Origin of the sequence: Amnibacterium sp. (genome assembly GCF_025463795.1) — a bacterium.
Classification (GTDB): Bacteria; Actinomycetota; Actinomycetes; order Actinomycetales; family Microbacteriaceae; genus Amnibacterium.
This window is the reverse complement of record NZ_JAODBE010000059.1, coordinates 20,464-32,868: the sequence shown is the minus strand read 5'-3', so window position 1 is coordinate 32,868 and position 12,405 is coordinate 20,464. Positions and strand designations below refer to the sequence as shown.

The 12,405-nt window shown below is 73.1% G+C and carries 12 protein-coding genes; 3 read left to right on the top strand and 9 right to left on the bottom strand.

All coding sequences use genetic code 11. The annotated features are described in order from the left end of the window. The 4 genes from JWQ92_RS05925 to JWQ92_RS05910 all read right to left on the bottom strand — a co-directional run. Nucleotides 1-1,797 (bottom strand): Clp protease N-terminal domain-containing protein (locus tag JWQ92_RS05925; protein ID WP_297343542.1); only part of this gene is annotated, 1,797 nt, incomplete at its 3' end. 107 nt (nt 1,798-1,904) lie between these two features. Then, complete coding sequence (locus tag JWQ92_RS05920; protein ID WP_297343541.1) at nt 1,905-2,789, bottom strand: DUF1028 domain-containing protein; 885 nt, start codon at nt 2,787-2,789, stop codon at nt 1,905-1,907. Between the two features lie 14 nt (nt 2,790-2,803). Beyond that, on the bottom strand, nt 2,804-3,115 hold the full coding sequence (locus tag JWQ92_RS05915; protein WP_297343540.1) for a hypothetical protein: 312 nt from the start codon (nt 3,113-3,115) through the stop codon (nt 2,804-2,806). 43 nt (nt 3,116-3,158) lie between these two features. Continuing rightward, nucleotides 3,159-6,173 (bottom strand): glycoside hydrolase family 38 C-terminal domain-containing protein, encoded by a 3,015-nt coding sequence (locus JWQ92_RS05910; protein ID WP_297343539.1) that lies wholly within the window; start codon nt 6,171-6,173, stop codon nt 3,159-3,161. 77 nt (nt 6,174-6,250) lie between these two features. On the opposite strand from JWQ92_RS05910, the gene JWQ92_RS05905 reads away from it, so the two are divergent. Next, nucleotides 6,251-6,568, top strand: coding sequence for a thiamine-binding protein (locus JWQ92_RS05905; protein ID WP_297343538.1), 318 nt, complete (start codon nt 6,251-6,253; stop codon nt 6,566-6,568). A 36-nt stretch (nt 6,569-6,604) separates the two neighbouring features. Continuing rightward, nucleotides 6,605-7,198 (top strand): DUF5946 family protein, encoded by a 594-nt coding sequence (locus tag JWQ92_RS05900; RefSeq protein ID WP_297343537.1) that lies wholly within the window; start codon nt 6,605-6,607, stop codon nt 7,196-7,198. Between the two features lie 7 nt (nt 7,199-7,205). Here the strand turns inward: JWQ92_RS05900 and JWQ92_RS05895 are convergent, their stop codons facing one another. Both JWQ92_RS05895 and JWQ92_RS05890 read right to left on the bottom strand, forming a co-directional pair. Then, nucleotides 7,206-7,658, bottom strand: a complete 453-nt coding sequence (locus JWQ92_RS05895) for a universal stress protein (RefSeq protein ID WP_297343536.1) — start codon at nt 7,656-7,658, stop codon at nt 7,206-7,208. After that, a complete protein-coding gene (locus JWQ92_RS05890) occupies nt 7,655-9,109 on the bottom strand; it encodes an MFS transporter (RefSeq protein ID WP_367276711.1) in 1,455 nt (484 codons plus the stop codon). The genes JWQ92_RS05895 and JWQ92_RS05890 overlap by 4 nt, the downstream gene beginning before the upstream one ends. 136 nt (nt 9,110-9,245) lie before the next feature. Between JWQ92_RS05890 and JWQ92_RS05885 the strand changes: the two genes are divergently transcribed. Continuing rightward, nucleotides 9,246-9,848 carry a YdeI family protein gene (locus JWQ92_RS05885; RefSeq protein ID WP_297343535.1) on the top strand — a complete coding sequence of 201 codons (603 nt, stop codon included), beginning with the start codon at nt 9,246-9,248 and terminating at the stop codon, nt 9,846-9,848. On the opposite strand, the gene JWQ92_RS05880 is transcribed toward JWQ92_RS05885, so the two are convergent. The 3 genes from JWQ92_RS05880 to JWQ92_RS05870 form a co-directional block, all read right to left on the bottom strand. Continuing rightward, complete coding sequence (locus tag JWQ92_RS05880; protein WP_297343545.1) at nt 9,826-10,551, bottom strand: endonuclease/exonuclease/phosphatase family protein; 726 nt, start codon at nt 10,549-10,551, stop codon at nt 9,826-9,828. The two genes, JWQ92_RS05885 and JWQ92_RS05880, sit on opposite strands and share 23 nt — an antisense overlap. A 67-nt stretch (nt 10,552-10,618) precedes the next feature. Further along, nucleotides 10,619-11,467 (bottom strand): ABC transporter permease subunit, encoded by an 849-nt coding sequence (locus tag JWQ92_RS05875; RefSeq protein ID WP_297343534.1) that lies wholly within the window; start codon nt 11,465-11,467, stop codon nt 10,619-10,621. Further along, complete coding sequence (locus JWQ92_RS05870; RefSeq protein WP_297343533.1) at nt 11,454-12,401, bottom strand: ABC transporter ATP-binding protein; 948 nt, start codon at nt 12,399-12,401, stop codon at nt 11,454-11,456. The genes JWQ92_RS05875 and JWQ92_RS05870 overlap by 14 nt, the downstream gene beginning before the upstream one ends. Nucleotides 12,402-12,405: the final 4 nt, after the last annotated feature.

Here is a 12,405-nt window from a genome sequence, read left to right as displayed (position 1 = left end):
CATGTCGAACCGCAGCATCGCGCTCTCGTCGCCGAACAGGCTCGCCGCGAGGGCCTTCGCCAGCTCGGTCTTGCCGACCCCGGTGGGTCCGAGGAACAGGAAGCTGCCGACGGGGCGGCGTGGGTCGGCCATGCCGGTGCGGCTGCGGCGGACCGCCTTCGCGATCGACGCCACCGCGTCCTCCTGGCCGATCACGCGCTCGTGCAGCTCGGACTCGAGCTTCGCGAGGCGGGACCGGTCACCCTCGGTGAGGCGCGCGGCGGGGATGCCCGTGGCCCGCGCGATCATCTCCGCGATCTCGGGACGGCCGATCTCCTGCTCCTCCGTAGTCGCATCGCGGCCGGAACCGGCCGCGATGCGCTGCTGAAGCGACTCGATCTCGTCGCGGAGGCGGGAGGCCTCCTCGTAGCGCTCCTCGGTCACGGCCCGGGTCTTGTCGGCCTCGAGGTCCGACATCCGGGCGCGCAGCGACTCGACGTCGACGCGGCCACCGAGGGCGAGGCGCTTCCGGGCGCCCGCCTGGTCGATGAGGTCGATGGCCTTGTCGGGGAGGAACCGGTCCGTCAGGTACCGGGCGGACAGCTCGACGGCGGCGCGGATCGCCTCGTCGGTGTACTGCACGCCGTGGTGCTGCTCGTAGCGCTCCTTCAGCCCGTCGAGGATCGCGACGGCGTCCTCGATCGAGGGCTCGCCGACCGTCACGGGCTGGAAGCGGCGCTCGAGGGCCGCGTCCTTCTCGATCCTGCGGTACTCCTTCAGCGTGGTCGCGCCCACCAGGTGCAGCTCGCCGCGGGCGAGACGGGGCTTCAGGATGTTGCCCGCGTCCATGCCGCCCTCGCCGCCGCTGCCGGCGCCGACGACCGTGTGGAGCTCGTCGAGGAAGACGATCAGCTCGTCCTGGTGGGCGACGATCTCGTCCACCAGCTTCGTGATGCGCTCCTCGAAGTCGCCGCGGTAGCGGGTGCCCGCCACCATGCCGGCGAGGTCGAGCGCCACGACGCGCTTGTCGCGCAGGGACTCGGGCACCTCGCCGTCGGCGATGCGCTGGGCGAGGCCCTCCACGATGGCGGTCTTGCCGACGCCCGGCTCACCGATCAGGACGGGGTTGTTCTTGGTGCGGCGCAGCAGGATCTCGACGACCTGCTCGACCTCGAGGGCACGCCCGATCACCGGGTCGAGCCCGAGGTCGCGGGCCTTCGCCGTCAGGTCGGTGCCGAACTGGTCGAGGGTCGGCGTCTCGCTCTGCGCGGCGCCCTGGGCACCGGCAGGAGCGGTCGTGCCCTGCGCGATGGACTGCAGCCGCTCCGGCGTGACGCCGTGGGCGGCGAGCAGCTGACCTGCGGCCGCGTGCTGGTTCGCGACGAACGCGAAGAACAGGTGCTCGGGATCGACGTACGTCGATCCGAAGGCGCGGGCGACCTGCACGGCCTCGAGGAGCGCGCGCTGCGCGGACGGGGTCATGGCGGGAGTGCCTGCGACGCGCTCGCCACCGGTGGGCATCCGCTCCTCGATGGCGGAGAGCAGGGCGTCGACGTCGATGGCGGCGCCACCGAGGGCCGAGCGGCCCTGCTCGCCCGACACGAGGGCGTGCAGCAGGTGAAGCGCGTCGACCTCGGCGTGGCCGCGATCGACCGCGAAGCGGACGGCGCTGCCGACCACCTCGTGGGTGCGCCGGCTCAGGAGCCGGCTGATGTCGATGGGGCGACCCGCGGATGCGGACCGCTGACTGGCGAGCAGCCGGGCCAGGAACTCGTCGAACGAGCCGTCACCGGTAGCGGGGCCGAAGTACTCGGGCAAGAGACCTCCAGGAAACTTGAGTGCCTACGACTCAATGTAACGCGGGAGTGAGGCGGGCATTCCCGACGCGCGGAGATTCTTGAGCGCCGACGGCTCAACGTCGGGATTCAGGAGCGCAGCAGCCGGATCGCTTCCGGAGCGGCGGGGACGACCGCGGGGGAGAGGCGGTGCAGCAGCTCGTCCCAGCTCGCGTCCGCGGCGATCGTCTCCCGGAGGAGCGCGAGGCCACGGTCCGGCATCGACGCGGTGATGAGGCCGAGCCCCGCCCAGAACCGCAGCTCGTCGTTGCCGGGCGCCGACTCGTAGGCGGCGATGAAGCGGTCGGCCGCCGAGGTCATGTCGCCGTTGGCCATGAGCTGGTCGCCCTCGTCCGCGAGCACGTACGCATCGTTCAGGGCGACGAGCCGGCGCAGCTCCTGCAACGGCTCGAGGGCGTCGTCGACACGCACGTCCACGATGCGGTCGGCGTCGGTGCCCTCGGCGGGTACGACGAGGATCGCGGCCGCCTGCCTGCCGCGGAGGTCGCCGCCCGCCAGCTCGGCGGCGTCGAGCGCTGCGAGCAGCGCCGTCGTCAGCCCGCGGCCGATCGTCGCCTCATACGCCTCCGCCATGGCCGGCCAGACGTCCGTGGTCCGCATCATGTTCGCCTGGCACACGTAACCCTCGCCCGTCACGTGGCCGGCGCCGGGGATGCATTCGGCCCCGGTGTGCCCGACCGCCAGTCCCGACACGTCCACGACGGCGAACTGGCGATGCGGGGCGGCGGGGTCGCCCGCCTGCAGGGCCGCGACGACCTCGGCCGCCGAACGGCCCTCCCGCAGCAGGGCGAGCGCGCGCGGCTTGTGCTGCAGGGCCGGCATGGCCTGCGTCGCCACCGCTCCGACGCCCGCCGATGCCGCCGGCACGAGGGAGCCGACGTTGAACCAGTGCGACTGCACGGCGACGCCGAGGGCGCCCGTGCTCGGGTCGCGGGCCACGATCGAGTAGGTCATGGCCCGATTCTCGCTCAGCCGGTGGCGGCGGCCGCCACGACGGCGGTGGCCGCCGCGACGGCCAGCACGGACGGCCACGCGCCGAGCCGCTTCGCGAGCGGATGCGAGCCACCGAACGCCGCGAGGTAGGCGACCGTCAGGGTGCCGGCACGGACCGGGCCCGCGGCCCGCTGCACGACGACGAAGGCTCCCGCGCCGAACGCGGCGAGCACGACGCCGCCGAGCGCGCGCACCCCGGTGGCGCGCGCGGCGCCGTACCCGGCGAGCAGGCCGCTCGTGGTGAGGGCGGGGGCGAGGAGACGGGCGAGTGGGCGGGTGACGGTCACGCTGCAGCATCCTGCCCGCGGCGCATCGGCGGCGGCTGAGGGATCAGCCTCGGGCGATCCTGAGCGTCACGAAGCGGAACGGCGGCAGCTCGATCGGCCACGGCTCCTCGAGCGCCGGCACGGGCAGGGCGCGCTCCCGCAGATCGGTGCGGCGGACGGAGGCGACGGGGAAGCCGAACCGCAGCCGGCCTCGGCGGCGTCCCTCGGCCGCGTTGTGCAGACGGACGACGACGTCGCCCGAGCCGTCGAGCGCGAGCTTCACCGTGTCGACGACCAGGTCGGGGCGATCCGTCCCGACGAGGGCCTCGACCGGAGCTGCCCCCGGACGGAGCGGGTGGGCGAGCCGCCAGCCCTGCTCGACGGCGTCGGCGACCGTGGGCGCTGGACCCACAGACCAGGCGAAGCGGTGCGTGCCCCGGTCGGTCTCCGGGTCCGGGAACCGCGGCGCGCGCAGCAGCGAGAGGCGGGCGACGGTCCACGGCCCCGTCTCGGCGCCCGTCACGCGGCGAACCTCGTGACCGTAGGTGCGGCGGTTCGCGACGGCGACGCCGAAGTCGCCCTCGGCGATCCGGATCCACCGGTGGGCGCAGGCCTCGAACTTCGCGGCGTCCCAGCTCGTGTTCACGTGCGTCGGGCGCGCGATGTGCCCGAACTGCGTCTCGGCCTCCCACGTGCCCGCGGCGACGTCGAGGTCGTGCGAGGCCTTCAGGATCCGCTCCCGCTCCTGCCAGTCGACCTCGGCCTCCAGATCGAGGACCTTCGCTCCCGGGCGCAGGCGGACCGTCTGCAGGATCCGGGTGTCGCCGACCGAGCGCCGGATGCGCACCGCCGCGCCGTCGCCGTCGGTCGCCGCCTCGACCCCGTCGACGCCGTCGAGCTCCTGCACGGTGGCGCGGTAGTAGCCGTCGAGGTCCCAGGCGTCCCAGCGGACCGGGTGGTCCGGGTGCAGCTGCAGCAGCCCGATGCGACCGCCCGGCGCCACGAGGTCGCGTCCGGTGACGGTGTCGACGAGCGAGCGGACCAGGCCGTCGGCACCGATCCGGACGATCAGGTGCTCGTTCTCCATCCGCCAGCCCGCACCCTCCTCCGCGAGCTCCACGGCGGACGCGGCCGGCCCGGGTTCCGCGATCGACATGGGCGGGACGGCCCGCTGCAGGAAGGGGGACGCGTTCGCGAGCGCCGAGCCCTCGCCGAGCGCTGCCAGCGCGGCGGTGGTCACGGCCTCCGCGCCGGCCAGGATCTCCCGGAAGGCGACGCGCGCCTCGTCGTGCACCCAGGCGATCGACGACCCGGGGAGCACGTCGTGGAACTGCAGGAGCAGCAGGCGGCGCCAGAGGGCGCGCAGCTCGTCCTGCGGGTAGGGGGCGCCCCGCTGCACGGCCGCCGTCGCGGCCCAGAGCTCCGCGTCGTGCAGGGCCGCCTCGGCGGCCCGGTTCCCCTCCTTCATCGCGGCCTGCGAGGTGAGCACGCCGCGGTGGAACTCGAGGTACAGCTCGCCCGACCAGACCGGCGGCTCGGGGAACTCGGCCTCGACGGCCGCGAAGAAGGCGGCCGGTGGCTCGACGACGACCCGCGGGGAGCCCTCGACGTCGGCGGTGCGCCGGGCGCGCTCCATCATCTCCCTGGTGGGACCGCCGCCGCCGTCGCCGTACCCGAAGGGCACGAGCGACCGGTTGGAGCCGGCCTTGTCGGCGAAGTTCGCCTCGGCCCAGGCGAGGTCGTGGCCCGACAGGTCGGAGTTGTACGTGTCGGCGGAGGGGAAGTGGGTGAGCACGACGCTGCCGTCGATGCCCTCCCACCGGAAGGTGTGGTGCGGGAAGCGGTTCGTGCGGTTCCAGGAGATCTTCTGCGTGACGAAGCGGCGTGCGCCCGCCTGCCGGAGGATCTGCGGCAGGCCGCCCGGGTAGCCGAACGAGTCGGGCAGCCAGCCGATCTCCGTGTCGGCCACGCCCAGCTCGGTCGCGAAGAACTCGCCGCCCTCGACGAACTGGCGCACCAGCGACTCGCCGCTCGGCATGTTCGTGTCGGATTCGACCCACATGCCGCCGACCGGCAGGAACCGGCCCTGCTCCACGTAGGGGCGGATCCGGGCGAACAGGTCCGGCGCGTCCTCCTGCAGCCAGGCGAGCTGCTGCGCGGACGACATCGTGAAGCGGAACTGCGGATCCGTGTCGAGCAGGTGCAGCACGTTCGCGATGGTGCGGGCGACCTTGCGGCGCGTCTCGCGGAAGGGCCAGAGCCACGCGGAGTCGATGTGCGAGTGGCCGATGGCGCTGATCCGGTGGCCCTGCCGCGACGCGGGGGCGTCGACGGCGGTGGCGAGCACCGCGCGTGCACGGCCGATCACCTCGGCGAACGGCCCCGCGTCGAGGACGTCGAGGCACCGCTCGATGCCGGTCAGCAGGGCCCACGACCGGGTCGATCCCGCCGTCAGCTGGGCCTCCAGCTGGATCGCGACCTCGAGGTCGGCGAAGAGGGCGGCGACGGCAGGATCGCGGCGCACCAGCGCGGCGCCCTCGAAGCGGTACTGCGGGTCGTCGCCGGCCGTGGCGGGATCGCCGGCGGGCGTCGGCCGGAAGGAGACGGGCATCCCGCCCGCCCCGATGTGGAGCACGACGGGGTTCGCCGCCGCCTCGATCAGCACGTCGATCCGGCCGTGCTCGTCGAGGACCGGCTCGGCGGGGATCCACCGGGACGCGGGGTGCACGCCCTTCACGCGGCGCCCGTCCGCCGTGTAGGCGAGGCCCTCGAGCTGGAAGCCGGTCTGCTCGGCGCGGAAGCCGAGCTCGGCCACGACCTCGGTCTCGTCGATCGGCCAGCCCTCCGGGACCGATCCGCGGATCCGGAACCAGCGCGTCGACCAGGGCGAGCCCCAGCGGTCGCCCGGGGCCACGGCGGTGAAGGGGCCGTCGACCGCCGAGGCGAAGGGGTGCGGCTCACCGGGCAGGTCGCGCGCCGTCACCTCGAGCGGGACGGCGGCGGCGGTGCGGGCGGGACCGACCCGCTCCTCGAGCGCGCGGACGGCACGGCCACGGGTCTCCCCGGCGTCGAGATGCATGCCGCCACCCTGCACCCGGACGGCTGGAAGCTTCGGTCCGGTACCGTGCGGGCGGGAACGAGGCGAGGGGGAGCAGCATGCTGGTGGCGTTCTCGGTGAGCCCGATGGGCGGGGACCCGTCGGACGGGTCCGTCCACGAGGCGGTCGCCGCGGCGGTCCGCATCGTCCGGGACTCGGGCCTGCCCAACCGCACGGACTCGATGTTCACCACCGTCGAGGGCGAGTGGGACGAGGTCTTCGCGGTCGTCAAGGCCGCCACCCTGGCCGTGCAGGCGTTCGGCCCGCGCGTCTCCCTCGTGCTGAAGGCCGATGTCCGGCCGGAGCGCACGGGCGAGCTGAGCGGCAAGGTCGATCGCCTGGAGGCGGCGCTCGAGTCGCCGAGCGACGCCGGCTGAAGGGCGGTCCCAGCCGCCGGGTGGCAGGCTTGAGCCGTGCGGCGCACGACGGAATGCCCGGGCTGCGGCCTCGAGCTGCCGGTCGAGCCCGCCGCGCCCGAGGTGCCGCTGAACGCCTCCAAGGAGTGCGCTGCCGTCTATGCCGAGGTCTCCGGGTTCGAGTTCCAGCATCCCGTGATGCTCCGCTACCACCAGCTGTCGGTCGACGCCTACGGTGCCCAGCACGCCGGACCGCCGACCACGCCGATCCGGCTCGGCTACTCCCTGGCCGGGCTGTGGCTCGCGCTCGAGCATGGCTTCTCCGGCGACGAGGTGCGTGCGGTCCATGCCCACATGGGCCACGCGCAGGACTGGTGGCCGACGTTCGAGCCGCCGACCGGGCCACCCCGGATGACCGTGCGGGACGTCGCCGAGCAGGGCGTGCGGCGCGGGTCGAGCACCGGCCATGCCACGGCGACCCGGGCCTGGGCCGAAGCCGTGTGGGGGGGCTGGACGGCGGAGCGCCCGACGGTCGCCGCCGACGTCGAGGAGCTCCTGCGGCGCCTGTTCGTCTGCGAGGGGCGGCAGCCCCTTCGCGGCACGGTCGGGCCCGCCGGCGCCGTCTACCGGCTCGTCGGCCTCCTCGACTGAGGCCGGATCAGCCGAGCGTCTTCGGGGGCATGATCACGACCGGGCACTCCGCCGAGTAGATGAGCCGGCGCGCGAGCGTCGGTCCCTCCGGCAGCTCGAGCCGGCTCGGCGCATCGAGCACGAGCATCTCCGCCGTCTCCGAGGCCTGCAGGAGCACCCGGAAGGTGCTGCCGTGCACGATCTCCGTGAACACCTGCACGCCCTCCCCGAGGGTCGCGCGCACCTGCTCGGCGAGTCGTTCGCGAGCCTCCCCGACGGCCTCCTCGGCGTCGTACGTCACGCCGGGCGGCCTGCCACCGGGCGCCATCGGAGGCCGGGGCGGCCGCCAGGCGCTCAGGGCGACGAGATCCGTGCCTCGCCGCTTCGCCTCGTCGGCGCCCCACCGGAGCGCTGCGGGGGATCCGCTCGTGGGGCTCACACCCACGACGACGGTGCCGTTCCGGGGCTCGTGGTCGCTCATCGCGGTGCCTTCGCCATGAAGTTGATGTCGGTGATGTCCTCGAGGGACTTCCGCTCCGCATCGATCCCGAAGATCAGGGCGACGAGGCCGCCGACGATCATCATCGCCGCGCCGAAGTAGTCACCGAAGGCGAGCGGTGCACGGGAGGACCCGTTCCCGACCAGCGCACCGAAGATCGTGGGGGCGAACGCTCCGACGAGCTGACCGATGGAGAAGAAGTACGAGATCGCCTGTCCCCGCACCTGGAGCGGGAAGGTCTCGCTGACCGTCAGGTACGCCGACGAGGCGCCCGCCGAGGCGAAGAAGAACGACACGCACCAGAAGATCGTCTGCGTCACCGCGTTCAGGGCGCCGGCCTGGAAGAGGGCGCCGGAGACGGCGAGCACGATGCCCGCGATCGCGTAGGTGGCGAAGATCATCCGCCGCCGTCCGATCGTGTCGAAGAGCGGGCCGAGCACGAGCGGGCCGACCAGGTTGCCGATCGCGAACGGGAAGAAGTAGAGCCCGGTCGCGCCGTTCGGGATCTTGTAGAAGTTCTGCAGCACGAGCGCGTAGCTGAAGAAGATCGCGTTGTAGAGGAACGACTGCGTGATCATCATCGCGAGGCCGACGAAGGTGCGCTTCGGGTACAGCCGGAGGAAGACGTGGGCGACCTGCCGGAACGGGATGCTCTCCGAGGGCGTCACCTCGATCGCCTTCGAGTCGGGCAGCCGCTCGAGCTTGCGCCCCGACTCCTCCTCGACCTCGCGCTCGATGCGGTCGACGTTCTCCTCGGCCTCCTGCTGATGGCCGTGCGTCAGCTGCCATCGCGGACTCTCCGGGATGTTGCGCCGCAGGTAGATGATGATCAGCCCGAGCACCGGCCCGATGAAGAAGCCGATCCGCCAGCCCCAGCCGGTGCTGACGAGCGTGGGCTGCTGCAGCAGGTACAGGTTGGCTGCCGCGCCGATCGCGGCGCCGCCCCAGTAGGTGCCGTTGATGGCGATGTCGACGCGGCCGCGGTAGTGCGACGGGATGATCTCGTCGATCGCGGAGTTGATCGCCGTGTACTCGCCGCCGATGCCCATGCCGGCGATGAAGCGGAAGACCCAGAGGAACCAGGGCGAGAACGCGAACCCGGCGACGCCGCTGCCGATCAGGTAGATCGCGAGGGTGATGATGAAGAACCGCCGCCGTCCGAGCCGGTCGGAGAGGCGCCCGAAGACGAGCGCCCCGAAGACCTGGCCGACCAGGTAGACGGTCCCGGTGAGGCCGACCTCCACCGAGTTCATGTGGAGCTGCTTCGCGAACCCGTTCGCCGAGACCATCTGGATCTCGAGGCCGTCGAGGATCCACGAGACGCCGAGCCCCAGCACGACCGTCCAGTGGAACCGCGTCCAGGGCAACCGGTCCATCCGGGCGGGCACGAGGCTCCGCACCGATCCGGCCGATCGCGTGTCCGTCGCTGTCACCGCTGCTCCGTTCCCGTCGAGGGCACCGGCGCCCGGGACGTGGAGGACGCTAGGCCGCGATCCTGAAAATCTTCGAGAAAGATCCAGAGCGCTTCCAGGTTGCCTCGCGGGTCGCGACCTGGTCGACTGAGCACGTGTGGGGTTCGTGATCGACCGGCCGATGCTCGTCGTGGCCGACGCGGCCGAGTGGGAGGAGTGGCTCGAACGGCACGGCGCGGAGGCCGCCGGCGTGCGGCTCGCGATCCCGAAGAAGGGCACGGGCGGGCCCGGCCCGACCGCGGCCGAGGCCCTCGACGTGGCGCTCTGCTTCGGCTGGATCGACTCCCGCATCGATCGGCTCGACGACGTGCACTACACCGTGACGTACACCCCCCGCGGGGCGCGGAGCGTCTGGTCGCGCATCAACCGCGAGCACATCGAACGGCTGACCGCGGCGGGCCGGATGCGCCCCGCGGGGCTCGCCCAGGTCGAGGCGGCCAAGGCGGACGGGCGCTGGGCGGCGGCGTACCCGTCGCAGTCGGGCGCGGCGGTGCCCGACGACCTGGCCGCAGCGCTCGCCGCACGGCCCGCGGCAGCCGCCGCCTTCGACCGGCTCGACGCGGCGAACCGCTACGCGATCGTCTGGCGCGTCGGCCAGGCGAAGCGCGCCGAGACCCGCGCCCGCCGGATCGAGGAGTTCCTCGCCATGCTGGAGCGCGGCGAGGTGCTGCATCCGCCTAGGCGGCGATCCGCGCCGTGAGGCTGATCGGCAGGTGGTCGGAGGCGCCCTGGGGGAGCACGTCGATGTCGTCGATGTGGAACCCCGTCGACGTCACGAAGTCGAAGTACCCGCTGAAGTAGCGGTAGCGCACGTAGGTCGGCGCGTTCGTCCTCGTGAGCTGGTACCCGGTCGTCGAGAGCTTCCGCTCGAGGCCCCGCACGAACCACGGGTAGTTGAAGTCGCCGACCATGACGGCGGGCACGCCCGCCTTCATGGTGCGCATGCCCTCGTGCGCCGCCGCGATCTGCTTGCGCCGAAGGGAGTTGGAGGCGGTCAGCGGCGCCGCGTGGAAGTCGCCGACGAGCACCTCGCACCCCGTCTGGAGGTCGGTGAGGTGCGCCGCGAGCAGCCGTTCGTGGGCGGGCGCCATCACGCGGTCGTGCAGCGACTTGCGGAGCGCGAACACCTTGGTGCGGTGCACCTGGAACCGGTCCGAGCGCAGGTACATCGCCAGGCCCAGCCGGTTGCCCCTGGTCTGGTCGACGAGCGCGAGCGGACCGATGTGCAGCGGCATGTCGGTGCTGTCGCACTCCTGGAGACAGAGCACATCGGCGTCGTACCGCTCGGCGATGGCCGCGAGCTCCCCGCTCGCCGTGTGCTCGCGCAGGTTGTAGCTGATGATCTTCGTCGGTCTGCCCTCTCGGCCGCGCGACCCGCACCCCCGGCGGGCCCGTGCTCCCAACCTAGTTCGGAACGGTCGGTCGTACCGACGGAACACCCCGCTCCTCGGCCGGCGGGGGCGCCGGCGATCAGGCGAGCACGTCGCGGGTGGTCATCCGGCCGTAGGCGAGCGCGCCGAACACGAGGACGTAGGCGCCCTGGAGCAGCGCGTTCGTGCCGAACGTCGAGAGCAGCGGCGGCTGCCGCAGCAGGTCGATGAGGCCCAGCCACGAATCCGTGAAGAGGAACGGATGCAGCCACGCGATCTGCGGCAGCTGGTCGAGCACCTCGGACGCGACGGCGAGCACGACGGTGGCGGCCATCGCACCGACCGGGACGTCGGTGACGGTCGAGACGAACAGGCCGATCGCGGTCATCCCGAGCATGGCGACGGCGACGTAGAGGCCGATCAGGAGCAGGCGCAGGAGGCCCTCCGCCACGGGGACCTGGTCGCCCGAGAGCAGCGTCACGGGCCCGATCGGGAAGAGCGCCCAGCCGATCAGGGTGCCGGCGAGCACGATCGCGAGCGGCGCGGCGATCGCGAACACGGCCGAGCCGAGGAACTTCACGACGAGCAGCCGCGTGCGGCCGGCGGGCACGACGAGCAGGTAGCGCAGCGTGCCCTGACTCGCCTCGCCGGCGATCGTGTCGCCGGCGACGACGCCGATCGTGAGGGGCAGGAACAGCGGGATGGCGAGCACCAGGGAGGCGACCCCCACGAAGAGGCCGTTGCCGGCGATGGCGCCGATGAGCGCCGGACCGCGCCCGTCCTCGGCTCGGCCCTCCGAGATCCGCACCGCGACGGCGACGAGGACCGGCACCGCGGCGAGGGCGATCAGCATCGCCCAGGTGCGCCGGCGACGGAACAGCACGCGGATCTCCGAGGCGAGCAGGGGGAGGGTCGCCCCGCGTCGCCCCGGCGGCTCAGGACTCGACATCGAAGCCCTCCCCCGTGAGGGCGACGAACCGCTCCTCGAGGCTCGGCTCGTCCACCCGGAAGCCGCGGACGCGCACACCGGCGGCCACGAGCCCGGCCACGAGCGACTCGGGGGACAGGCCCTCCGGCAGCGGTGCCGAGAGCTCGCCGCCGGCCGCCTCGGGCAGCTGTGGGACGAGCCCGCGCTCGGTGAGCACGCGAGCCGCCGCCCCCGTGTCCGGCGTGAGGATCCGGGCGACCGGATGGTCGTGGCCGCGCAGCTCGTCGAGCGTGCCCTGCGCGACGATCCGCCCTGCGCGCATCACGCCGACGTGGCTGCAGAGCTGCTCGATCTCGGCGAGCAGGTGGCTCGACACGAAGACCGTCGTGCCGTCGCCCGCGAAGGAGCGCACCAGGGAGCGCACCTCCCTGGTGCCCTGAGGATCGAGCCCGTTCGTGGGCTCGTCGAGGACGAGCAGCTCCCGCGGCCGGAGGAGGGCGTTCGCGAGGCCGAGGCGCTGCTTCATGCCGAGCGAGTAGGCCTTCACCGCCTTCCCGGCGGCGGCCGTGAGGCCGACCCGATCGAGCGCGTCGGCGATCCGGCCCGACCGGGTCCGGCCGTCGGCCCGTCCGTCCGCCGAGTCGAGCCGGTGCAGGTTCGCCGCGCCGGAGAGGTACGGCGCGAAGCCCGGACCCTCGACGAGCGCGCCGACGCGCGGCAGCACGGTCGCCCAGCGGTCCGGCATCCGCTCGCCGAGCACGGCCACGTCGCCGCTCGTCGCGCTGATCAGGCCGAGGAGCATGCGGATCGTCGTGGTCTTGCCGGATCCGTTCGGGCCGAGGAAGCCGAACACGCTGCCGGTCGGCACCGCGAGGTCGACGCCGTCGACGGCGTTGCGGGACCCGAACCGCTTCGTGAGGCCGTGCGTCAGGACGGCGTGGTCGGCCTGCGGCACCGGG

Bases quoted from the DNA above. Each gene is read 5' to 3' on its own strand.
- JWQ92_RS05920 (WP_297343541.1), bottom strand. From the start codon at position 2,789: ATGACCTACTCGATCGTGGCCCGCGACCCGAGCACGGGCGCCCTCGGC.
- JWQ92_RS05910 (WP_297343539.1), bottom strand. From the start codon at position 6,173: ATGCATCTCGACGCCGGGGAGACCCGTGGCCGTGCCGTCCGCGCGCTC.
- JWQ92_RS05905 (WP_297343538.1), top strand. From the start codon at position 6,251: ATGCTGGTGGCGTTCTCGGTGAGCCCGATGGGCGGGGACCCGTCGGAC.
- JWQ92_RS05895 (WP_297343536.1), bottom strand. From the start codon at position 7,658: ATGAGCGACCACGAGCCCCGGAACGGCACCGTCGTCGTGGGTGTGAGC.
- JWQ92_RS05875 (WP_297343534.1), bottom strand. From the start codon at position 11,467: ATGTCGAGTCCTGAGCCGCCGGGGCGACGCGGGGCGACCCTCCCCCTG.